At 59.6% G+C, this 21,521-nt stretch carries 22 protein-coding genes; 17 read left to right on the forward strand and 5 right to left on the reverse strand.

The window, feature by feature from the left end:
* Positions 1 to 38: 38 nt before the first annotated feature.
* Positions 39 to 2,186: a bifunctional diguanylate cyclase/phosphodiesterase gene (locus tag HCG46_RS04195; protein WP_168684784.1), complete on the reverse strand. Its 2,148-nt coding sequence runs from the start codon at positions 2,184 to 2,186 to the stop codon at positions 39 to 41.
* A 183-nt stretch (positions 2,187 to 2,369) separates the two neighbouring features.
* Here HCG46_RS04195 and HCG46_RS04200 point away from each other — a divergent pair, with 183 nt between their 5' ends.
* A complete protein-coding gene (locus tag HCG46_RS04200; protein WP_209009300.1) occupies positions 2,370 to 2,759 on the forward strand; it encodes a DUF6665 family protein in 390 nt (129 codons plus the stop codon).
* Positions 2,760 to 2,983: 224 nt separating this feature from the next.
* Entirely contained in the window at positions 2,984 to 3,988 is a 1,005-nt protein-coding gene (locus tag HCG46_RS04205) for a DUF1402 family protein (RefSeq protein ID WP_205838363.1), read from the forward strand.
* 131 nt (positions 3,989 to 4,119) lie between these two features.
* On the opposite strand, the gene HCG46_RS04210 is transcribed toward HCG46_RS04205, so the two are convergent.
* Positions 4,120 to 4,809 (reverse strand): MBL fold metallo-hydrolase, encoded by a 690-nt coding sequence (locus HCG46_RS04210; RefSeq protein ID WP_205838364.1) that lies wholly within the window; start codon positions 4,807 to 4,809, stop codon positions 4,120 to 4,122.
* Between the two features lie 169 nt (positions 4,810 to 4,978).
* Here HCG46_RS04210 and HCG46_RS04215 point away from each other — a divergent pair, with 169 nt between their 5' ends.
* The 8 genes from HCG46_RS04215 to HCG46_RS04255 all read left to right on the forward strand — a co-directional run bounded on the left by HCG46_RS04215 (position 4,979) and on the right by HCG46_RS04255 (position 11,272).
* Positions 4,979 to 6,076, forward strand: coding sequence for a DUF1176 domain-containing protein (locus HCG46_RS04215; RefSeq protein WP_022998016.1), 1,098 nt, complete (start codon positions 4,979 to 4,981; stop codon positions 6,074 to 6,076).
* Between the two features lie 214 nt (positions 6,077 to 6,290).
* Positions 6,291 to 7,127 (forward strand): cold-shock protein, encoded by an 837-nt coding sequence (locus HCG46_RS28515; protein ID WP_062487729.1) that lies wholly within the window; start codon positions 6,291 to 6,293, stop codon positions 7,125 to 7,127.
* A gap of 236 nt (positions 7,128 to 7,363) precedes the next feature.
* Complete coding sequence (locus tag HCG46_RS04230; protein ID WP_022998018.1) at positions 7,364 to 7,891, forward strand: GNAT family N-acetyltransferase; 528 nt, start codon at positions 7,364 to 7,366, stop codon at positions 7,889 to 7,891.
* On the forward strand, positions 7,888 to 8,736 hold the full coding sequence (gene rlmJ, locus HCG46_RS04235) for a 23S rRNA (adenine(2030)-N(6))-methyltransferase RlmJ (RefSeq protein ID WP_168684786.1): 849 nt from the start codon (positions 7,888 to 7,890) through the stop codon (positions 8,734 to 8,736). The genes HCG46_RS04230 and rlmJ overlap by 4 nt, the downstream gene beginning before the upstream one ends.
* 97 nt (positions 8,737 to 8,833) lie before the next feature.
* Positions 8,834 to 9,280, forward strand: a complete 447-nt coding sequence (locus HCG46_RS04240) for a hypothetical protein (RefSeq protein ID WP_208984223.1) — start codon at positions 8,834 to 8,836, stop codon at positions 9,278 to 9,280.
* A 28-nt stretch (positions 9,281 to 9,308) separates the two neighbouring features.
* Positions 9,309 to 9,965 carry a ribonuclease T2 gene (locus HCG46_RS04245; protein ID WP_168684788.1) on the forward strand — a complete coding sequence of 219 codons (657 nt, stop codon included), beginning with the start codon at positions 9,309 to 9,311 and terminating at the stop codon, positions 9,963 to 9,965.
* 47 nt (positions 9,966 to 10,012) lie between these two features.
* Complete coding sequence (locus HCG46_RS04250) at positions 10,013 to 10,663, forward strand: glutathione S-transferase family protein (protein WP_022998022.1); 651 nt, start codon at positions 10,013 to 10,015, stop codon at positions 10,661 to 10,663.
* Between the two features lie 147 nt (positions 10,664 to 10,810).
* On the forward strand, positions 10,811 to 11,272 hold the full coding sequence (locus HCG46_RS04255) for a DUF6165 family protein (protein WP_228871891.1): 462 nt from the start codon (positions 10,811 to 10,813) through the stop codon (positions 11,270 to 11,272).
* Here HCG46_RS04255 and HCG46_RS04260 read toward each other — a convergent pair.
* A complete protein-coding gene (locus tag HCG46_RS04260) occupies positions 11,207 to 12,040 on the reverse strand; it encodes an FkbM family methyltransferase (protein ID WP_168684790.1) in 834 nt (277 codons plus the stop codon). The genes HCG46_RS04255 and HCG46_RS04260 overlap by 66 nt on opposite strands.
* A gap of 173 nt (positions 12,041 to 12,213) precedes the next feature.
* On the opposite strand from HCG46_RS04260, the gene HCG46_RS04265 reads away from it, so the two are divergent.
* The 5 genes from HCG46_RS04265 to HCG46_RS04285 all read left to right on the forward strand — a co-directional run bounded on the left by HCG46_RS04265 (position 12,214) and on the right by HCG46_RS04285 (position 16,805).
* Entirely contained in the window at positions 12,214 to 12,981 is a 768-nt protein-coding gene (locus HCG46_RS04265) for an FkbM family methyltransferase (RefSeq protein WP_168684792.1), read from the forward strand.
* Positions 12,982 to 13,003: 22 nt separating this feature from the next.
* Entirely contained in the window at positions 13,004 to 14,383 is a 1,380-nt protein-coding gene (locus HCG46_RS04270) for a tetratricopeptide repeat protein (protein ID WP_168684794.1), read from the forward strand.
* Between the two features lie 139 nt (positions 14,384 to 14,522).
* Complete coding sequence (locus HCG46_RS04275; RefSeq protein ID WP_168684796.1) at positions 14,523 to 15,104, forward strand: hypothetical protein; 582 nt, start codon at positions 14,523 to 14,525, stop codon at positions 15,102 to 15,104.
* A 16-nt stretch (positions 15,105 to 15,120) separates the two neighbouring features.
* On the forward strand, positions 15,121 to 15,906 hold the full coding sequence (locus tag HCG46_RS04280) for a hypothetical protein (RefSeq protein ID WP_168684798.1): 786 nt from the start codon (positions 15,121 to 15,123) through the stop codon (positions 15,904 to 15,906).
* 77 nt (positions 15,907 to 15,983) lie between these two features.
* Complete coding sequence (locus tag HCG46_RS04285; RefSeq protein ID WP_168684800.1) at positions 15,984 to 16,805, forward strand: hypothetical protein; 822 nt, start codon at positions 15,984 to 15,986, stop codon at positions 16,803 to 16,805.
* 142 nt (positions 16,806 to 16,947) lie between these two features.
* Here the strand turns inward: HCG46_RS04285 and HCG46_RS04290 are convergent, their stop codons facing one another.
* A complete protein-coding gene (locus tag HCG46_RS04290; RefSeq protein WP_168684802.1) occupies positions 16,948 to 17,172 on the reverse strand; it encodes a tautomerase family protein in 225 nt (74 codons plus the stop codon).
* A gap of 149 nt (positions 17,173 to 17,321) precedes the next feature.
* Here HCG46_RS04290 and HCG46_RS04295 point away from each other — a divergent pair, with 149 nt between their 5' ends.
* Complete coding sequence (locus tag HCG46_RS04295) at positions 17,322 to 18,929, forward strand: winged helix-turn-helix domain-containing protein (RefSeq protein ID WP_168684804.1); 1,608 nt, start codon at positions 17,322 to 17,324, stop codon at positions 18,927 to 18,929.
* Positions 18,930 to 19,301: 372 nt separating this feature from the next.
* Positions 19,302 to 20,735, forward strand: a complete 1,434-nt coding sequence (locus HCG46_RS04300) for a glyceraldehyde-3-phosphate dehydrogenase (protein WP_055655809.1) — start codon at positions 19,302 to 19,304, stop codon at positions 20,733 to 20,735.
* Positions 20,736 to 21,227: 492 nt separating this feature from the next.
* Here HCG46_RS04300 and HCG46_RS04305 read toward each other — a convergent pair whose 3' ends face one another.
* Positions 21,228 to 21,449, reverse strand: a complete 222-nt coding sequence (locus tag HCG46_RS04305) for a hypothetical protein (RefSeq protein WP_062487708.1) — start codon at positions 21,447 to 21,449, stop codon at positions 21,228 to 21,230.
* Positions 21,450 to 21,521 lie beyond the last annotated feature (72 nt).

Here is a 21,521-nt window from a genome sequence, read left to right on the forward strand (position 1 = left end):
GCCGCTTGCAGCCCTGACGACAAGACCGCAGCCCTGCCTCAACTGCGTGCGGCAAGAGGCGAACGCAGGGAAACCGGGCCACCATCTTTGTCGCCTCCAGTTTCACTCTTCGATGCTGCCATCCTGCGCGTTGGTTCCGCCGGTTTGCGCGCCTCGTTTTGCACGGGGCCGCCGTGCTGGATCAGGCGATCGACCTGCGATGGACGCCCCAGCAGAAAGCCCTGACCTTCGTCGCAGCCTTCCTGTTGCAGGATCTCCATCTGCTCTTCAGTCTCAATGCCCTCAGCCAGCACCGGAATGTCCAGGCTCTTTCCGAGAGCCAGAACGGCGCGCACGATCGCCTTGGACTGGCGGTCCTGCTCCATTTCGCCAACAAACGCCCTGTCGAGCTTGATCTTGTCGAAGGGAAAGGTCCGCAAGGTTTCAAGCGAAGAATAGCCTGTGCCGAAGTCATCCAGCGCAAGACCGACGCCCAGATCCTTGATCTGGCGCATGATGTGCAGCGAACGGGCCTTGTCTTTCACAAGGGCGGTTTCCGTCAGCTCCAGCTCCAGGCGGTGTGGTGAAAGTCCGGTCGTCACCAGGGCCTCATGCACCAGCCGTGGCAGGTTGGTGTCCATGAACTGTACGGCGGAAACGTTCACGGCAACCCGGTAGGCCGGTTCCCATCGCGAGGCGTCCTCGCAGGCCTTGTTGAGCACCCAAGCTCCAAGGGAAGCGATCAACCCGTTTTCCTCGGCAACGGGAATGAACTCGGACGGTGAAATCGGGCCGATCACGGGATGGGTCCAGCGAAGCAGGGCCTCATATCCCCGGATGCCCTGGCTGGAATTCAGCGACATCTGCACCTGATAATGGATCTCGAGCTCGCCGCGCTCCAGCGCCCGTCTCAAATCTTCTGCCAGTTGCCGCCTGTTTCGAACCGTTGCACCGATGTTGGCATCGTAAAAACAGATCGTTTCGAGAAACCCATGCTTGGCGTGATACATGGCAAGGTCGGCATTGTTGACCAGTTCGTCCGGCGTCTGGGCATCGTCAGGCCAGATCGCCGCCCCGAGGCTCGCGCCAACGATGCCGTCCATTGCCCCTATTTCGATCGGACGGGTGAAAACGCTCTCTATCCGTTTCGCAAAAGACAGGATTTCATCCTTGTCGCTGAAAGGCTTGATGGCTGCGAATTCGTCGCCGCCGAGGCGGGCGATGAATTCATCATCGCGCAGGATCTGCTCCATGCGCCGGGCCAGGATGCGCAGAACCTCGTCACCCGCAGCATGGCCAAAGGTGTCGTTGATTTCCTTGAAGCGGTTCAGATCGATCCCGATCACCGCCAGCTTCTTGCCGGGGTTCAAATACCCATCGAGATGTCCGGAAAGCTGCCTCTGGAAGCTCGTGCGGTTCGGCAAGCCCGTGAGTGCGTCATGAGCGGCAACATGGTGCAGTTGCCGCCTGGATATGGCTCGCACATTGTTGTCGATCAGGAAGCTCGTCAGCCCGGTGCCGACAACCAGCAGGGCAACAACGGCAATTGCCAACGCAAGGGCAAGGGCAGCACCGTTGTCGACCTCCGTGAAATTCTGCGACATCGGGATGATCCGCAACGCAGTCATGCCGGTGAAATGCAGGCTTACGATCCCGGTCACCATCAGGGCAACGGCAACCCAATACCGACGAGAGCCCAGGTAGGTGCGCCAGATCAAGGTGATCGCGGCAGCGGACAGGGCCACAGACAAAAGGACGGACGCGACGATGTAGCCGAAGTCCCACTCGACGAGCCCTGTGATCCGGTAGGCGAACATCCCGGTGTAATGCATGGCCGCAAATGAAATTCCGACGAGAGCCCCACCCATGCCGGTCAGGATCTTTCCGCTACCGAGGCCGCTGGCCACGAAACTGACAAACAGCCCGACAATCGCGATCACAAGCGAAATGAGTGTCAGGGCCGGATCAAACGAGACCGGAGCGGTCGGCTCGTAGGCCAGCATTGCAACGAAATGCGTGGTCCAGACACCGCCGCCACCGGCAACGGCGGCCAGAAACTGCCACCCGAGACGCTGCGTGCCTTGCGCACGCACACAACGCCGCAACAGCCGCAGGGTAACGGCCGATCCAAACAGACAAACGAGAGCTGCGAGCCCCACAAGCGCGATGTTGTGCTGATAGAAGATGCAGCCAAGCACATTGAACATGGTCGGGAATGATCCGTATAAATGCGTAGATAATCGGGTAGGTAGCACCTAAAAGTTACGGTTGAATTGACTAATTCCCGAGAAACAGATCGACCTTCCGGCCCCTCCCGAGGCCGAGTCTCACCGCGATTTAGTCGACGTCGGCTGTTGCGGAAAAAGGCTTGCCTTGAAAGGAGCCGTCGTGTGACCCTGCGTGAGATTGCCGCAACAGTTTCCGACGTCATGACCGTACGCCCACCTCAACTGACCAGACCTGCCGACAAGGATCCGCTCTCGGCAGCTCTCGAGAACGAGATTCTCAACGAGAAGGCATCCACGCTTTCGCGGCTTACCAAAAAGCTGGAGACGGCTCTCGCCGATCTGAAATCGGCGGAAGACGGTTCCGAAACAGATAGCGAAACCCTGCAAAACCGGCTTGCCGATGCCGGTGAAGCGCTCTGGCATGTCACCATCCAGCGCGAGTTATGCGGCTTGCGTCAGCACCGGTCTTTCTACGATTTCCTGGACGTTCCAAAGGCTGTCCGCCTGCGCATGGGGCCTGCCGCGGCCTTTCGTTCGGCACCCGGCTCCTGACAATCCACCGGGCTGTGACCGGTATCACTTCTTTGTTGATGTCCCTGCCCTAGAGACAGGAACCGGTTGCATCTTCGCGGCTGCGGTGGTTTTTTCTGGGGGCTTTTTGCAAGATGAGTTATTTACAGTCGCATCCAGCGAGCTATGTGAACCAACTGGAGCTCGCCGGCACGACCGCATTTGGTCGGCGAGAAACACAAGATAAAGCCAGGCGCAGAAAAATTATGGTGTGCAGGAAGACCCGTCATCTCGGCCGAATTTCCAGACTGGTGACTGGATGTCTGGTTTTTGGCCTGCTCCTGGCTCCTTTGGCGCTGCCTCTCGCGACAAGTACGACCGTGCAAGCCCAATCCGTACGGGTGGTGCCGGAAGGCAACCGGTTCAAGAGCCAGCCGAAGATCCCCTTCGCCTCTTCGCGCCGTACCGCCGCCTCCAAATCATCCTACGATGCCAAGTTCGACAAGGTTCTGGCCGTATTGAAGCGTGATCGCCGCCTGATGGGGTCCATCAAGCGCGTCTCCGCCCGCTACGGCATCGACCCGATCCACATCATCGGCGCCATCGTCGGCGAACACACCTACAACTACGACACGCTCGACAGCGCCCAGTCCTACTACGTCAAGGCTCTCGCCTATGCCGGCATCCGCTTCGACTTCGAGCTGAACGGAGTGCACGTCGACAAGTTCGTCGAACGCCCGGAGTTCGAACGCTGCCGCAAGGACCATGTTCAGAAAAGCTCGGACCGCCGCTGGTCCTGTTACGAGAACGTCTGGAACGGCAAGTTTCGCGGCCGTTCGGTTGACGGCGTCCGTTACCCGAAAAAGAACTTCAACGAAGCGTTCTTCCAGCCGCTCTATTCCGGCCAGAGCTTCGGCCTTGGCCAGCTGAGCCCGCTCACGGTCCTCAAGATGACCGACCGGGTTGCCAAGCAAAGCAACTTCCGCAAGCTGACGGCAGCCGATTCAGAGGCGGTCTACAAGGCCACAATGGACCCGAACATCTCGCTGCACTACATGGCCGCGATCATCCAGGACTCCATTGCCGCCTATAAATCCGTCGGCAAGGTGGATATTTCGAAAAACCCTGGCCTGACCGCGACGCTCTACAATCTCGGCGATCCCTGGGGCCGGGCCGCGAAATACCGCCGCAGCGGCCAAAGCTGGCCGCAGGAAAACTACTACGGCTGGCTGGTCAATGATCGCATCGACGATCTGAGAGCCCTGCTCTGACAGGTAAAGTCGCCAGCCTTCGCCCTTACAGCACAGCCGAACCCCTAACGACGCCAGGCTACTAGTGTTTCGACCCGCTGAGGGCTGCCCGAAGCGGGCAGTCCCTTGGCGGATCAAGGCCTCACCGCTCTTCAGGTCAGGAACGGATTGGTCTCACGCTCATGGCCGATCGTCGAGGCCTGGCCGTGACCTGGAAGAAAGGCGACATCGTCACCAAGCGGCAGCAGCTTTTCGCGGATCGACTTGATCAGGGTCGCATGATCGCCGCCCGGCAGATCCGTGCGACCGATGGAGCCGGCAAACAGAACATCGCCGGAAATCGCGAAACGCAGTTCCTTGTCGAAGAACACCAGGTGGCCGGGTGAATGGCCCGGGCAATGCAGAACATCGAACATCCGCCCGGCGATTTCCACCTGGTCGCCTTCAACCATCCAGCGATCCGGCATCACGGGTTTGACGCCTTCCACGCCGAATTGCACCGCCTGGTCGGCCACCCTGTCGATCAGCATCTGATCGGCTTCGTGTGGCCCCTCCACCGGCACCTTCAGCTCTTCGGCCAGGTCGGCCGCACCGCCAACGTGATCGATATGACCGTGCGTGAGAACGATCTTTTCGACATTCACGCCCTGCTTGTTCACCGCTGCCAGGATCTTGTCGACATCGCCGCCCGGATCAACCACCGTTCCGCGCATGGATGAAGGGTCCCAGATGAGCGAACAGTTCTGCTGAAACGGCGTAACGGCAATCACCATCACCTGGATTGGCGGCATGCCGTCTTCCGGATTTTCATCCCCACCGGAGTTCGTCGTGTCCTGCGCCATGGTAGCCTCCTTCAACAGCGGCCTCGCACGGCCCATTGTAACAAATACGGGACAACACCATCCGGTGTCGTGTTTCTGGTCAATCGCGGCTTCACCTGGCCGCGTGCATTTCGTACAAGATGTATGGACCTGTTGGAAGACGCCAAGCACATTCGGATAGCCGGAGCTGATGACGCCACGACTGTTGACATTGCTGATGACTGTTGCCGCAGCGCTTTTGGGCGCTTCGAGCACAATGGCGCAGCCTGGCCGGACGACGCCCAGCTTCGAAAGCTGGACGGTCGATTGCGGCAATACCGGCGTGTGCTTTGCCTCCTCGTTCACCCGCAGCCAGTCGGTCTGGGTCGATGTGCGCATCGTCCGCGACTGGCAGGCGGAGGCCCAGCCTCTTGTCCGTGTAACCACCAACACCGAGCTGCCCAAGGACGGCACCTTGAAGTTCGAGGTCGACGGCGCTCCGATCGAGGCGCTGCCGATCGAACAGCTGCGTGAGATGCAGCCGGCTGTCAATCCGCCAGCCGGCTTCCGTCCGCTCGGTGGAGAAGGCTTCTGGTATCCGACAGGCCCGGCGACAACGACGCTGCTTGACGCCATGCGCAAGGGCAAGGAACTCACCATCAGTGTACCTGCGACCACCGGAACCGACCCGGTCGCGGTACCCGTCCCCCTCCTCGGCCTCAAATCCAGTCTGTTGTGGCTCGACAATCGCCAGGACCGCACCGGCACCGTTGCAGCCATCGTCTCCCCCGGCACCGATCCTGCCAGGGACGCCCCGCACGCCATTCCGCTGATGAGCGCCGACCAGCTCCCGCCGGAAGTGGCTGCCGTCTGGTCTGCCAACCGCCTGTGCTCTGAAATCGACCCGACCATCTTCGCCAGCCTGAACGCCGTTCGCGTGCCGCTTGCCGATAGCGCCGCGCTCTACATCATCCCCTGCGGGGCTCCAACCGCTTACAACAGCCCCTACGTAGCTGTCCTTTCCGGCAAGGACGGCGCAGCCCGTCAGGTGCATGTCGCCCGCATGTCGGAAAAGGGTCCGGTCGCAACGGATCTCATCTACAACGCAAGATGGATTCCGGCCGATCAACAGCTCGTAAGTTACTTCAAGGGTTCAGGAGTTGGCGAATGCGGCCTGTGGAACCGATGGGTGTGGAACGGCACTGGCCTGGTGCTGCTGGAAGAAGCGGCCAGGAAAACATGTGACGGTACGGAACCTGACTTGTCCAATTGGTCAAGTACCTGGCCTCCGAAAAACGCTTCCAATTAGCGCCTGCACCAAGGATTTTCTTGCGATTTTCCCTGTCCCGCCCTTATGATGATAACGCAGCGGCTGGAGAGGGATGTGGCAAGATTGTTTCAACCCGATCCCAGAATGTTGATCAGACGCACGGAGTGCGCCTGAGTGTGGTGACTCGACTGTGAAGGCGGGTGAGGTTGGTCGTTATGTGCCGAAAGGGCGCAACAATTAAGGTGATTCGGTAATGCACGATGGTGATTCGGACCGGCGGTCGCGTGGTCGGCGCGGCGGCAAGCGCGAGTTTGGCGGTCCGCAAGACTTCGGCAGTGATTTTGGCGGAAGCGAGTTCGGTGGAGACTTCTATGGCGGCGGCCGGGATGGTGGCTACCGCGGCGGACGCGACAATGATTTTGGTGGCGGCTACGGCCGCGACGACAATAAAGAAGGCGGCTATGGCGGCGGCCGGGGCGGTTATGGCGGCGGTGGTGGCCGTGGTGGCTACGGCGGTGGCGGCGACCGCGAAGGCGGCGGCGGTTACGGCGGCGGCGGTGGCCGTGGTGGCTACGGCGGCGGCGGACGTGAAGGCGGCGGCTATGGCGGCGGCGGACGCGAAGGCGGCGGTTATGGCGGCGGTGGTCGCGATGGCGGCGGTTATGGCGGCGGCGGTGGCCGTGGCGGATACGGTGGCGGCGGTGGCCGTGAAGGCGGTTACGGCGGTGGCGGACGCGGCGGATATGGCGGCGGCCCGCGCGAAGGCGGCGAAGGCGATGGCTTCCGTCAGCAGCGCCCGCGGCGCGACATGCCCCCGGTCGAGCGTGGCCCACGTCAGTCTGGCACCGTGAAGTTCTTCAAGAACGACAAGGGTTTTGGCTTCATCACTCCGGACGAAGGCGATGCGGATGTGTTCGTGCACATTTCCGCGGTCGAGCGGTCCGGTTTTGCCGGCCTGGACAGTGGACAGCGGGTGTCCTTCGAGACCGAACCGGATCGTCGTGGCAAGGGCCCCAAAGCGGTCAACCTGCAGGCGCTTGAAGAAGGCGACGCACCGCAGGAAGACGACGGCGGACCTGCCGAAGAATAAGCTCCCCTAGCCCCTGCCACACAGAGGCTTGAGAGCATGAAGCAAGTGGGCGCAGCCTTGCTGCGCCCACATTCTTTTTACCGACAATGCCGGCACCGCCTCCCCCGACCTGACTTGGAGCCGTGCCGGTTTCCCTTGATCCTCAGCAGTAGCTGCTATCAACGGATCCAGCGGACATCTTTCCACTTCCTGCCGAAGCCCCTATAAGGCGGGTCCGAAATCCACCGTGGTGCCCCATGCTTGCCGTTTCATCCGATACCCTGACCATCCGACCGTTCCTGCCGGGCGACCTCGGCGCGTTGCTGCCGCTGAACAATGCTGCTGTTCCGGCCGTCAACGAACTGACAGCCGAAGAACTGCTTGATCTGGTCAATTCCGCCCTTGTCTGTCTTGTTGCAGTCGTGGACGACACGCCTGCAGGTTTCCTGCTGTGCCTGGGCGACGGCGCAGGCTATGACAGCCGCAATTATCAATGGCTGAGCGAACGCGTTTCAAATTTTGCCTACACCGACCGGATCTGCGTCGACGAGAGTCTTCGGGGCAAGAAGATCGGCGACGCCCTTTACGGCGCGCTGTTTGAACGTTTTGCCGGCAGTGGTCGTGTTTTCGTCTGCGAAGTCAACGAACGCCCCGCCAACCCGGGCTCGATACGGTTCCACAGCCGTCTCGGTTTCTCGGAAATCGGCAAGGCAGACCATGGCGACAAGGCAGTCATCTTCTTCAAGCGCGATGCTGAACCTGCCTCCGGGAACCAGTCCGAATGAACTACCGCCATGCCTATCATGCGGGAAACATCGGCGACGTCCTGAAGCACGTCGTGCTGGCCCGCCTGATCGCCTATTTCCAGCGCAAGGACAAAGCCTTCCGCATCCTCGACACCCACGCGGGCATCGGTCTTTACGATCTCAATTCGCAGGAGATGCAGAAGACAGGTGAATGGCAACTGGGCATCGGAAAGGTGCTTGAGGCCGATATTCCGCCTCAGATAGCCGAATTGCTTGCTCCCTGGCTGACGGCAGTGCGCGCGCTCAACGACGGCGACGCACTGAAGGTTTATCCCGGCTCGCCCATGGTCGCACGGCAGTTGATGCGCAAGCAGGACCGCCTGACGCTGACGGAACTGCACCCGGCGGATTTCAAGACGCTCGCGGATCGGTTCGCAGGTGACCATCAGGTCAAGACCATCCACCTGGACGGCTGGCTTGCCATGGGAAGCTTTCTGCCCCCCAAGGAGAAACGCGGCCTTGTGCTGATCGACCCCGCATTCGAGGTGACAGACGAATTCTCCCGCATGACCGACGCCGTGGTGAAGGCCTACAGGAAATGGCCAGGCGGCACCTATGCACTCTGGTATCCGATGAAGGATGTCAGAGCGATCCGGCGCATGCATGGCGACTTCGACGAAGCTGGCCTGCGCGACGTACTGAGCCTCGACCTCAACGTTGGCAAGAGCGGCCCGGACACCAGAATGCTCGGTTCGGGCATGACACTGATCAACGCCCCTTTCACGCTTGCGGAGGAAATGCGTCTGGTTCTGCCCTGGTTGTGTGACGTCCTGCACCAGGGACCCGGCACCAGCTGGAACGTAACGCAGCTGATCGGCGAATAAAGCCCCTACAGTGACACTTTTACCGGGATCGAACCTTGACCTTCCGACCCGGCTCCCCCATCGTCTCCTACACAGTTTGATTTCCGGAGTTTATGCCGTGAGTATTGCCCGATCCGTCTGCTTGACCCTGTCAGCCTTGGCCTTTTGCGCAAGCTTGGCTGCACCGGCTGCCGCGAATGACGACCGTGTCTACTTCTCGTTTGGCAGTGACAAGCGCTTGCCGGATTGCACGGCCGCATCCGTTCAAAGTGCCGTCGCAGGCACCGTCGCCCGGGCTCGCAAGGACTATTACGGCGGTCGCACGATCCTGAGCATCGACGGCATCAGTGAAGTCAACAACAGCGGCAATGACGTCAGCCCGATCGAGCGCCGCTACTGCAAGGGCACGGCCAGCCTGTCGGACGGCACCATTCAGTCCGTCCACTACATGGTGGAAGAGCACGCCGGTTTCGTCGGGCTCAGCTGGAATGTGGAAGCCTGCCTCGCGCCTCTGGACAAGTGGCGGGTCTACGGCGACCATTGCAGTACGGCGCGCCCGCACTAAGCCACGGCTTCCCCAAGAAGGTTGATCCATGGCGCTGCTCGGCCATATCGGAAGACTGTCCGCCTGCCTTCTGGCGGGACTTCTGAGCCTGCCAGCCTCAGCTGATCAGTCCGGAAAATTCGATTTCTATGTCCTCGCCCTGTCCTGGTCGCCGACCTACTGCAAGCAACAGGGCGCGGATGCCAATCCGCATCAATGTGATGTCTCCAAGCCCTTTCGCTTCGTCGTGCATGGCCTGTGGCCCCAATACGAGCGTGGCTTCCCGGAAAGCTGCCCCGGCGCGCCCAAGCGCATCGACCGGCAAATCGCCGTTTCGATGGAAGATATCATGCCGAGCCACAATCTCGTCTTCCACGAGTGGCGCAAGCACGGCACCTGCTCCGGCCTGACGCCGGAAGACTACTTCGATCTCACCCGCAAGGCTTTCGACAAGATCACCATCCCCGGGGCCTTCCGCACACTCGACAAGCGCGGCAAGGCCGCACCCGATACCGTTGAGAAAGCCTTCCGGCTTGCCAATCCGGGCCTCAAGGAGGACGGGCTTGCCGTCACCTGCGACCGGGGCGAACTTGAGGAAGTCCGCATCTGCCTCACGCGGGATCTGGAATTCCGTGCCTGCCGCGAGGTCGACAGATCCGGCTGCCGCGCCGGCAGCCTGTCCGTGCCTCCCCCCGGCGCACGCTAACCGTCTTATACACCCCAACCGCCTTCTTCTTTCAGGAGTTCGGACCCATGATGAAACTTCGCTCGTCTCCCCCTTCGCCTTTCGGCCGCAAGGTGAAGCTCGCCCTGTCCATTCTCGGCCTCAAGGGCAAGGTCGAGATCGAAGACGCCAATACTGCCGATCCCTCTGACAGCCTCCGCAGCCAGAACCCGCTCGGCAAGATCCCGGCGCTGGTCCTGGAAAACGGCGACGTTCTCTACGACAGCTCCGTCATTCTGGAATACCTCGACTTCCTGGCGGGCGGCGGCAAGCTGTTTCCGGAGGGCGAAGCCCGGTTTCCGGTCCTGCGCGACCAGACACTGGCGGACGGCATCATGGATGCGGCCATCCTTCGGGTCTACGAGAAGCGCTTCAAGGAACCGAAGTACCGCGACCCGGCCTGGGACGCCTATCAGGCAGCCAAGATGGATCGTGGCCTGAAGCACTTTGAAGACAACACGCCACCTGTTCCGGCAACCGCTGCAGACGTCAATGCCGGCTCCCTGACGCTCGCCTGCGCCCTCGGCTACCTGGATATCCGTTTTGCCGGCGAATGGCGGCAGACCCATCCGAAACTTGTGGCCTGGCTGGACGCCTTTGAAGCAGCCGTTCCCGCCTTCACCGACACCAAGGTGCCGCCTGCCCCCGTTCCGGACAACGCCCCGGCCCTGCTGCAGTAATCGCCTGCCTGCAGCAACATGCTATCAGCCGGCCCTGGTGATGCAGGGCCGGCTTTTTTTGTTCGACGGCTGGTTCTGTGCCCCTGCTCTGCAAGCACGCCAATTAACGGACCAGCGACTTGATGCTACAGTTCTGAAACCAGCGGGATGAACATAAAGGCATGTGTCTTGGTCGAGATGATCTACATACCAATTTCACCGGCTGAACTCCTCGACAAGATCACCATCCTTGAAATCAAGGCCGACCGCATATCCGCTCCGGAGAAACTGGAACACGTCCGCTTCGAATTGGCTTCGCTCAGCGAGATTTACGACCGGCACATGCCTGATACGGGCCAAGTCCACACCTGGAAGGCCCGGCTGAAAAGCCTCAATGAAAGTCTGTGGAGTTTCGAAGACGACATCCGCAACTACGACCGATCGCAGGATTGCAAGGACCGCTTCGTGGATCTGGCACGACGCATATACCAGACGAATGACAAACGCGCGGCACTGAAGCAGGAGATCAATACGGAACTCGGGTCTCGTATTGTCGAGATAAAATCATACGCCGCTGTCAGCAGTCTGCAGAAACTCCCCTTGTCCGTTCAAGACGAACACGAAGTTTGAAAACTGGTAGAAATTCGCCAATGGATCTCTCGGCTCCCGCCGCGTCCAACCATTCGGCAGCAACTGATAGACGTCGTATTCTGGAAGCATTTCCGCGAAGTCGTTCAGCGTCCTGCTGCGGAACATCTGGTGCCAGTTGAACTCCATCTGGATGAACCGCGGCCTGATTTCGGAAAACACCCTGGCAGCCCCTTCGAACACTTCGGTCTCAAAGCCTTCCGTGTCGATCTTGATAAGATCTACCGCCGTTATTCCGGCTACCCGGCAATAGGTATCGAGCGACGTCACCCGCGCCTTCACCGTTTGCCCGTTTGTGACATAACTCACCTTCTTCACCTCCTGCGAGAAGGAGGCAAGAACAGGGTTGGTTGCATCGAAATGCAGTAGCCCCTCGCCGTCGAAGTTACCAACCCCGACGTTTTCGCAAACGATCCTGTCGCCATAGGCCTGCGTGTTTCGCACCAGCTCTCCATGCGTTGAGATCAGCGGCTCAAAGGCAATGACGTCGGCGGACGTGTAGTTCAACAGATCAAGACTGTATCGGCCGACATTCGCACCGACGTCGATACAGAGCCTCGGTGCAGTGGCGGCCAGGATCTCTTTCACGAAGAAGGTCTCGCCGCTCTCCAGATTGTTGTAGCCCCGCGCCGACAAGGCGGCATTCAGCAGATAGTCATTCAGCTCGGCCAGATCCGGACTGTGCCGGTTGGCGATGTACCACTCCAGGAATGCCTCGGTCAGGCTGGATGCGGATGTCTGGTCTTTCATTCGCGCCGTCACCTTTCGCCCTCTCCAGTGCGTGCTCCTTGCGACCCCTTACAGCGGGATCATCAAAGACTTTGAATTTGGGCAGCACCCTGAACTAACCTAAGGTAACTTTCGCATGGATTTGAACCATTCAATTCAAAGCAATTTCAAATCAGCCAGGACCTCACTGCCTCATGACCATGCCGGAATTCTACAGCGAGTATTCCCCGCAAGCCCTGACAGACCTCCGAGAAACGCTTGTCGGTCAGCTGAAACATGTTTTCGGGCCGAGCCGGGGCGGCTTGCGGCACGAGATCTGGGCCGTGGAAAAGGCCCTGGGCATGCACCAGCAGTATTTCAGCCAATCCGGCCAGGACAAGTTCCTGAACGACGAGGTTCTGAAACACCGTACAGGCGGCGTTTTCCTGGAACTTGGCGGATATGACGGGCTCACTGGTTCAAACAGCCTTTTCTTCGAAAAGGAACTTGGCTGGACCGGACTGTTGATTGAGCCGTCACCGGCGAACTTCGCAAAGGCGACGTCCGTTCGCGGCTGCGCGTGCCTTAACGCTGCGGTCGGCTCGCCGACACCTTTCGCGGAATTCCTGGAAATCCGAGCCGGCTACACCCAAAGCGGCGGTCTGCTTGCAAACATCGCTCCGGACCTTCTGGAGAGGATCCGGCAGCATCCCGAGCACGACGAGCGCATTGCAAAGATACCGGTCCGCTCGATCAGGGAGATACTGGCAGACGCGGGAATTGAGCATATCGATTATGTGTCTCTCGACGTTGAAGGCGGCGAGATGGCTGTCCTGGAAGAGTTTCCCTTCGAGACCATCCCGGTCGAAGTGTGGACCATCGAGAACATTACCGACAGTCCCGAGATCCCTACCTTCATGGCTGGAAAGGGATACGAGGTGATCGAGTTTATCGGCATAGACGAAGTCTACAGAGCAACGTGAACGGGACAGCGCAGCAGACCAAATGACCAGAGACCCCGGCCCCCTGAAGGCAGATGACTTGTACGAAATGGCGCTGCGAAGCTTCGGCCGGGAGCAATGTGCCACGGCAATTGCCTATGCCGATGCCTGCCTGAAGCTCGCTCCGGGTCATGTGGACGCCTGGCTGTTGCAGGCGGAGGTTCATCTTCTGGAGGAGCGGGATACGGCTGCACTCGCCTGTCTTACCCGGGCTGCTGCCATCACGCCGCCAAGCATCGTCGCCCTGCACCGCCTTGCTGCGCACTATCTGCGCCTCGGACGCCCGGAAAATGCCTTGGCCGTGGCAGAACAGTTGAAAAACCTGCAGCCGGACGATCCTGAGATAGACTATGTCCTGGCCGTCGCCCGCTCGAGATCAGGCAGGCATGGCGAGGCATTCAACATCTTTCAGAGGCTCTTGCACGACGATCCGGACGACGCCGGTTCAGCTATCGAAGCCTCCTGGCTGGCTCTGGGGCAAAGGGACTATCGGCGTGGCTGGCCGCTTTGGGAGCATCGTTTCGGCGCCGGCATCACTCCGGCCGCCGTTCACCACCTGCCCTTCTGGGACGGATCTCCGCCAGCGGAGAGGAAAATCCTGGTTCTGCCCGAGGGTGGGCACGGCGACATCATCTGGGCGGCGCGGTTTCTGCCAGGCTTGAAGGCTGCCGGCGCAAGCGTCCATTTCCTGTGTCCCCCGGCCCTGTCGCACCTCCTGCGGCACCTTCAAGGTGTCGACATCTGGGTCGAGAATGCTGAAGAGCTCCCTGGGTATGGCTGCGAGTTTCAGATCTCGCTTCTGTCACTGCCTTATCTGCTTGGTGTCGAAGATCCGTCCCGTTACCCACCTCCGCGCCTGAAGTGCGATCCGGCGTTTGCTGAAAGGCGGGACGCCTTGCTTGCAAGAGCGAGAGCACCGCTTCGTGTCGGAATCCTCTGGTCGGGAAACGTGGACTACGGTGGCAACGCGGACCGGGCAGCGCAGCTCTCGGATTTTCTGCCGCTTGCCGAACTGCCTTTCGTTCAACTCTACAGCCTGCAGAAAGGGCCGCCCCATCGCCAGCTTATCGAAGGCGGGTTGGGTGATCTCGTCATCGATTGCGACGATTTCGATTTTGCCGAAACCGCCGCCATGATCCAGTCGCTGGACGTCATCGTGATGACCGATAGTGCTGTGGGACATATTGCCGGGGCGATCGGCACACCGGTCTGGCTTCTGCTCGACACTTTTCCCCACTGGTATCACTGCTTTGAGGGAGATCGTTCGGACTGGTATCCGGGCATGCGTTTTTTCCGGCAACAGCATCCGCGTGACTGGAGCAATGTCGTCAGGAACGTAGGCGAAGCTCTGAAAGGAGTTGCGGAAAGCAGAGGCATTTTGTAACTTTATGTCAGTTTAGCACTTAAATCTTTTATAGTATTTGGTTCTTGAGGGATAAGCTTTGGTTGACCGAAAGAAACCGGGGATCGATCAAGATCTCGTAAAACTGGGCGCAGGCAGAAGACCGTCAGCCGACAGCTCCATGGGCAGTCGGCCCGGACAGATGCATTCCGAAACCCTCACCGCCGGTCCGGCTGGATACGCTCCCTTCTCCAAACGGCCGGCGATGAACACGATCTATGCAGGGCATCCGGGCGCGCGGCCACCGGTGATGGACACCATCTATGCAGGTCATCCAGGCTATCGCCGACCGGTGATGGATACCATCTACGCTGGACATCCCGGCCATCGCCGACCTGCGATGGATACCATCTATGCCGGTCATCCCGGTTTCCGGCGGGCAGCTATGGAAACCGTCTATGCTGGTGGCGCAGGCTACCGCCGACCGGGAATGAACACCATCCACCCGGGGCATCCCGGCTCACGGCGCGCGGTGATGAACACCGTCTACGGGGGCCGCGCGGGGTCACGGGTTCCAAACGCAAATACCGTCTTCTCACCAGGCTACGGCGTTTCTCAAATTCAGACGCGGCAAGTCACGGATCCCTTTACCCGCCAGCCCGTGACCGTTTCCTACAATACCGTCACCGGCCTTTATCTCGACAAGAGCCTCAATCGCTGGCTCCCAGCTCCGCCCTGGATCAGTGCACAATTCCGGCGATAACAAGGGCGGTGCTCCCGTGCTGAGTTTCAACGTTACCGTCGATGCAAGCGGTGGAACCACTGAAGGTAGCGGGCAGGCAACGATCGGCTGGCTGCTGGCGGGCGACGAATCCCAACTGGTCTACAAACCACCGCAAAGGCTGAAACAGCCCTCAGCCCCGCGCCAGCGAACCCATGCCAAATCCGTGACAGCCTGCCCTGCGGTCCTGGGGCTCGAAAGCAGGCTTTTCGAAGTACTATGCCCTTGCGACCTTTCCCTTCAGATGGCCGAAACCGACTTCGGTGAACCCGTGGTCGTGAACGCCGACGGGCCAATGTCCTCGGTTCGAGACGATGTCTTCGCTCACCTGATCATCCTTCATCCGCGCGAAGAATGGCGCTCGCCCGACCGCCCCATCCTGCAGATGCGCCTGCCATATATCTTCGTTGCGGACGAACCCACCTACATGTCGCAGTTGCCACCGTTTCAGCATGTCGGGAGATCGTTGCTTCCCGGCCTGATGATACCGGGAAGGTTCCCGATCAACGTCTGGCCGAGAACGCTGACATGGGCGTTCGAATGGCACGATATCTCTGCTCCCCTCATTCTGCGCCGCGGAGACCCGCTGTTTTATGTTCTTTTTGAAGTCTACCCCCAGTCTCGCGCCATCCAGCTGGTGGAAGCGGAACACACTCCGGAGCTGCAAGCCTATCTGCAGCAGATCAATGGCGTCGTCGGCTATGTGAACCAGACCTTTTCACTGTTCAAGGACGCAGAAGAGCTACGACCGGCGCAACTCGTAACTCCAAAGAAAGCACCATAGGAAACCGGTGAAACTCTGCCGAGGTCCTGACGCCTGCCCCGAGACACCCGGCATCACCTTCAGAGAGGCAACAGGAAATGGCGAATGAGGCCGACGGAGCAACACCGCTCATCATCATGATTGCGATGCCGACCCGCGGCCAGGTCGAACTGCCGACGGTTCGCTCCCTCATCGCGTTGACACAGGAGTTTCAGCACCACGGACTGCCGTTTGCGTTCGAAACCTATGGTGCCGCAAACCTCGTCATCAACCGCAACCACCTTATGAGCAAATTCCTCGCCCACAAGCAATTCAGCCACATGCTGATGCTCGACTCCGACATGGAGTTCACGCCTGAGGCCGTGTGGCGTCTGGTCGCCTTCGGCGGCGATTTCGTCAGCGCCTCCTACCCGCAGAAATATTACAACTGGGATCTGCTCCGGCAGTTGATTGAAGCGGAAACCGCCCTGCCGGAAGCCGAGCGAAGCCCGATGGAACAGCTCGTTTCCCGCAGCATGACCTACAATCACCAGCTTCGCGACTATGACAACACCGACTGGTACCCCGAGCACCAGGATGGTTTCATCTCCATTCCCGCCGGAGGCCAGGGCCTGACGCTCTTGAGCCGGAAGGTGCCGGAAACGATGGTGGAACGCGGTGTCGTCACCAACTACCCCGACATGTCGCTGATCCCCGCCCATGCCGACATGGAGTATTACGACTTCTTCGGCCACCTTCCGACGCCAAGCGGTCGGTTGTTCCTGCATGAGGACCAGAGCTTCAGCCTGCGCTGGGTACGCGGTTGCGGCGGCACCATCTGGCTGGACTACCAGACCGAAATCCGCCATGCGGGGCTTCATACGTTCGAAGGCAGGTATTCCGACAAGCTGCAGGACGATTTTCCCTCGCTTGAGGTTTGACGCCAGGTGATGCTTTCAGCATGGAAGAAAGGCTCTCAACAAGCCCGCGATTGCGCATGAGCGCCTACCGGCATCTTCCGTTCAAAACGCAAAAGGCCGCGCCACAAGGCACGGACCTTCTTGCAACAGATTTTTTGCAGCGTCAGGCGACTTTCTTGCCCGACATGGCATGAACGTCCGCGGCGCCCAGGCGCTGACCACCAATGGCCCACTCACCCTGCTCGACTTCCATGATGCGGACCCAGGTGACCGGGCGCATGGCTTCGCCTTCCACGGCGACCATGGCTTCGGTCACCTTTTCGATCAGCTGGTGCTTCTGTTCGGGGGTGAAAACGTTCTTGATGACATCGATCGTAACCAGCGGCATTTCATATCTCCTAGTTCAAGTAACAGTGTTTCCAAGCAACATCGGACGTTCCCGATGAACAAGAGATACGCCTTACCCAGCGGCAATGCTTGACGGGGACATGAATATAACTGACCTTTTCATGAAGACTTTCGGGAAAGGGGGAACGTGTGCCGCAAGCCGACGCCCTGGTGTTTACCTTTGACGGATTTGAACTGGACGGCACACGTTTCGAATTGCGCCGTGATGGCGAACGCGTGGCGATCGAGCCGCAGGTCCTCTCCCTCCTCTTGCTGCTGGTCGAAAACCGCGACCGGATGGTCAGCAAGGACGAATTGATCGAGCATGTCTGGGATGGACGGATCGTCTCTGAAACGGCAGTGGCAGCGCGGATCAAGGCTGCACGCAAGGCTGTGGGGGACAAGGGCAGCACACAGAAAGTCATCCGGACGATCCATGGCAAGGGGTTCCGGTTTGTCGCGGAAACCGAAGTTTCCAGTGTCCAGGCAAAGGCACCCCCGGCACGTTCGGGCCTGATCACCGAGGAACAGGCCGCCCCGGCAATTGAGGAAGCGCTGAAGACCGCGCGCGACGGGCGGCCCTCCATCGCCGTCCTGCCCTTCCAGTATTTTGGCGAACCGGGCCAGCACGAAATCGTGGCCGATGCCCTGCCTGCCGACATCATTGCGGATCTGTCGCGCCTGCACTGGCTGTTTGTTATCGCACGTGGATCGAGCTTCCGCTTTCGCGGACCCGATGTGGACCCGCTGTCCGCCGGTCGTCAACTCGGCGTTCGCTATGGGCTCACCGGCACGGTCGAACTTGCGGGTGAGAGCGTCACGATCGGCGTTTCGCTGATCGACATGACCAGCAGCGGCACGATCTGGGCGGAACACTATCGTGGCAGCCTGTCCGAATTGCAGCAGCTCAGACCGGAAATCGAAAGCCATGTGGTTGCCAGTCTGGCGGTTCAGATCCCGCAGAACGAAGTGCGCATCGCACGCAGACGCGCTCCGGGAGAACTGGATGCATGGGCCTGTTTCCATCTGGGGCTGGATCACATGTACCGGTTCAACCGGCAGGACAATGCCCGTGCGTCAGAACTGTTCACACGATCCCTGGAACGCGATCCCTATTTCTCCGGTGCCATGGGCGGGCTGTCCTTCACGCATTTTCAATCAGCCTTCATGCGCTTTGCTGAAAATTCCGAAGCCGAGGTCGAAAAGGCTCGCGCATTGGCGCGGCAGGCGGTGGAGACCGACAGGCTCGATCCTTTTGCTCACTTCAATGCCGGGCGGTGTTCCTGGCTCGATGGCCGGCTGGAAGATTCAATCGCCTGGTTTGACCGGGCAACCAGCCTCAGCCCCAGTTTCGCGCAGGGTGTCTATACACGCGGGCTGGTGAGCGTGATGGCAGGTCAGGCAGCGCAGGCCGATGCAGATCTTGCTCTGGCGCTGGACCTCAGCCCGCTCGACCCGCTCGCCTATGGCATGGTGTCGGCGCGTGCGCTGGTTCAATTGCAACTGGGCGACAGAGACAGGGCGGCGGAGCTTGCCGTGAAAGCAGCGCAGATGCCTGGTGCGCACAAGCATATCTCGCTGATCGCGGCCCTGACATCACACCTGGTCAGCAAGAATGCAGAAGCCCGGCAATGGCTGGCCCGGGCGAGACAGGCAGATCCTGAAATCAGTTCGGAAGTCTTCTTCGCGTCCTTCCCGTTTGCCGAAAACGGCGCTCGCGAAACGATAGAGAAAGGCCTGCGTGAACTCGGGGTGTGAAAAGGCTTCGCGACCCCATGACTTCGGGAAGCCGATACGTCATCAACACAGGACTTGCCTGACGCCCGATGTCTGCTTGAAACCGCAATCCGAATTCAACAGCAAATGCCGTCGACGGGCGTGAATTACCAGGTTTTGCTCTGCACTTCTGCGTTCAGACCAAGTCTCTGCGAGTTGATTATCTGCACTTGCAAGGTTCCAGATGTAACGCTTCCAGCGGCCTGGATGCGACCAAAAGCACCCTCCCCAAATTTCAATCGATTAGTCTTCAAACTGCTTATGGACATTACGTTTCCACAAGAGCTAAAGACCGTGCGCAGGACAAAGACTTGCCACTCAGCGCGCTGGAAAGACCATAAGGGAGTTTTGTGTATGGCGGCCATGGATAACCACTTCGACAACTGGAAGGAACAACAGTCCGCTGCCGAGCAGATGATCCCGCTGGTTGGGCATCTCTACCGTGACTACGGCATCAACATCCGGATTTTCGGCCGGCGTCTTCTGAACAACTCCGCCATCGAGATCCTCAAGGCACACCGCTATGCCCTGCAGATCACCGGGCAGGAACTGGACGTCACCAAGAGCCTCGAAATCGTCAAGGCAATGCTGGAGATGGACCTGGCCGCCTCGCGCGTCGACCTCGGCAAGCTGTGCCACGGCTACATGGAAGAAGGCGGTGACGTTAAGAGCTTCCTCGAGAAGCAGCTGGCCAGCATCAACACCGGCAAGACATCCATCCTGCAGGAACCGCAGGATGTCGTTCTCTATGGCTTCGGGCGTATTGGACGCCTTCTTGCCCGCATGCTGATCGAACGCGTCGGTGCCGGCAACAAGATGCGCCTGCGCGCGATTGTTGTGCGCGGCGGCAAGGCCGGCGACCTTAAGAAACGCTCCAGCCTGCTGCGACGGGACTCCGTCCACGGCGCTTTCAGCGGATCCATCACCGTTGACGAAGAGCAGAATGCGATCATCGCCAACGGCAACTACATCCAGGTGATCTACGCCAACTCTCCTGCCGAGGTCGATTACACCAAATACGGCATCCGCAATGCGCTGGTGGTCGACAACACGGGCATCTGGCGCGACGAGGATGGTCTTGGCCAGCACCTGAAATGCCCCGGGGCAGCGAAGGTGATCCTGACCGCACCGGGCAAGGGCAGCATCAAGAATATCGTCTATGGCGTGAACCATGGCGACATCTCCGCGGATGACAGGATCCTGAGCGCCGCCTCCTGCACCACCAACGCCATCACGCCGGTGCTGAAGGTGATCAACGACGAGTTCGGGATCGAGAACGGCCACGTGGAAACCATCCACGCCTTCACCAACGACCAGAACCTGATCGACAACTATCACAGCGGGGACCGCCGTGGCCGGTCCGCGCCCCTGAACATGGTGTTGACGAGCACGGGCGCTGCCAGCGCGGTCGCAAAGTGCCTGCCGGAAATGAAGGGCAAGCTGACCGGCAACGCGGTGCGGGTGCCGATCCCCAACGTCTCCATGGCCATCCTCAACCTGAACCTCAAGCGCGAGACGACGGCCGAGGAAATGAACAATTACCTGCGCGGGATTTCGGTGCAGTCGCCGATGCAGGACCAGATCGACTACACGGCCTCCACCGAACTGGTTTCCTCCGATCTCGTCGGCTCCACCCATGCCGGTGTGGTCGACAGCCAGGCAACCATCGTCGACGGCGACCGACTGGTCCTTTACGTCTGGTATGACAACGAGGCGGGCTACAGCACACAGGTGATCCGCTTGATGCAGGAAGTCGCGGGCATGAAATACCCGTCCGTCCCTGCATAACCCTGCCGTTACCGAACAGGAGGGGCCCAAGCCATGTCTTGGCCCCTTCCATTGGTTTTTGCTGTGAGGCTGCGCGAAGCGCTTTTGCCCCATCAATGCGCAGGACGGGGTGAGGTTTTTTTTGTGGTTTGATGATCACTGCCGGCTGTTGCCGAGCGCCGGACCGAAAACCGAACAAGTCAGTCAGCGCCGCGCCTTGAAATCGGTTGCTCAACAGTTTGGGCTAGGTGGTAAAAGCAGGCATTCAAAAAAGGCGTAAAAATTTCAAAACGCCTGGAGAAGAGAGCTTGCCTGAAGGGGCCAACCGGCCGTTTCAGATGTCTTCTTCATGAAAACCTGTCTGCGGGCAATTCAACGGCTTGATGGGTAAAACCTGGCAAGCAAGCCAAAACACATCAATTCCAGTCGAATTGCACCGCAGGAGAGGTGACCCTTATGGCGTCTTGTTCACGCCGAGGGTTTCTGGTTGTCAGTTCCGGTCGAGATTAGGCCTCAACGAGATTTCTGACGGGAAGATTTCTTGATCTTCACTGTCTGCGTATCGGAATTGCTTTCGTGACCGATCTTGCCAAGTTCGTCGACAAGATTGTCGATGCAATCCTGAAGCGCCTGACCTTCAAGTCCCCAGCAGCTCTGGCCAGCGGAAGCAGGCGTTGCCTGGATCAGAAACGTGGACATGACAGCAGCCAGTGCGAAAGAAGTGGTTTTCATCATAGTAGTTCTCCATTTGGTTTTGGCGTCGGCGACCTTGCCGACACACCAAAGATGGGAACCTTTCTTTTCAGC

Origin of the sequence: Labrenzia sp. PO1, assembly GCF_012273635.1 — a bacterium.
In the GTDB taxonomy this organism is placed as follows: domain Bacteria; phylum Pseudomonadota; class Alphaproteobacteria; order Rhizobiales; family Stappiaceae; genus Roseibium; species Roseibium algicola.

Bases quoted from the DNA above. Each gene is read 5' to 3' on its own strand.
- HCG46_RS04275 (WP_168684796.1), top strand. From the start codon at position 14,523: ATGGGCAGTCGGCCCGGACAGATGCATTCCGAAACCCTCACCGCCGGT.
- HCG46_RS04290 (WP_168684802.1), bottom strand. From the start codon at position 17,172: ATGCCGCTGGTTACGATCGATGTCATCAAGAACGTTTTCACCCCCGAA.
- HCG46_RS04250 (WP_022998022.1), top strand. From the start codon at position 10,013: ATGATGAAACTTCGCTCGTCTCCCCCTTCGCCTTTCGGCCGCAAGGTG.
- HCG46_RS04260 (WP_168684790.1), bottom strand. From the start codon at position 12,040: ATGAAAGACCAGACATCCGCATCCAGCCTGACCGAGGCATTCCTGGAG.
- HCG46_RS04210 (WP_205838364.1), bottom strand. From the start codon at position 4,809: ATGGCGCAGGACACGACGAACTCCGGTGGGGATGAAAATCCGGAAGAC.
- HCG46_RS04230 (WP_022998018.1), top strand. From the start codon at position 7,364: ATGCTTGCCGTTTCATCCGATACCCTGACCATCCGACCGTTCCTGCCG.
- rlmJ (WP_168684786.1), top strand. From the start codon at position 7,888: ATGAACTACCGCCATGCCTATCATGCGGGAAACATCGGCGACGTCCTG.
- HCG46_RS04215 (WP_022998016.1), top strand. From the start codon at position 4,979: ATGACGCCACGACTGTTGACATTGCTGATGACTGTTGCCGCAGCGCTT.
- HCG46_RS28515 (WP_062487729.1), top strand. From the start codon at position 6,291: ATGCACGATGGTGATTCGGACCGGCGGTCGCGTGGTCGGCGCGGCGGC.
- HCG46_RS04205 (WP_205838363.1), top strand. From the start codon at position 2,984: ATGGTGTGCAGGAAGACCCGTCATCTCGGCCGAATTTCCAGACTGGTG.
- HCG46_RS04255 (WP_228871891.1), top strand. From the start codon at position 10,811: ATGAACATAAAGGCATGTGTCTTGGTCGAGATGATCTACATACCAATT.
- HCG46_RS04300 (WP_055655809.1), top strand. From the start codon at position 19,302: ATGGCGGCCATGGATAACCACTTCGACAACTGGAAGGAACAACAGTCC.
- HCG46_RS04245 (WP_168684788.1), top strand. From the start codon at position 9,309: ATGGCGCTGCTCGGCCATATCGGAAGACTGTCCGCCTGCCTTCTGGCG.
- HCG46_RS04195 (WP_168684784.1), bottom strand. From the start codon at position 2,186: ATGTTCAATGTGCTTGGCTGCATCTTCTATCAGCACAACATCGCGCTT.
- HCG46_RS04265 (WP_168684792.1), top strand. From the start codon at position 12,214: ATGACCATGCCGGAATTCTACAGCGAGTATTCCCCGCAAGCCCTGACA.
- HCG46_RS04305 (WP_062487708.1), bottom strand. From the start codon at position 21,449: ATGATGAAAACCACTTCTTTCGCACTGGCTGCTGTCATGTCCACGTTT.
- HCG46_RS04270 (WP_168684794.1), top strand. From the start codon at position 13,004: ATGACCAGAGACCCCGGCCCCCTGAAGGCAGATGACTTGTACGAAATG.
- HCG46_RS04285 (WP_168684800.1), top strand. From the start codon at position 15,984: ATGGCGAATGAGGCCGACGGAGCAACACCGCTCATCATCATGATTGCG.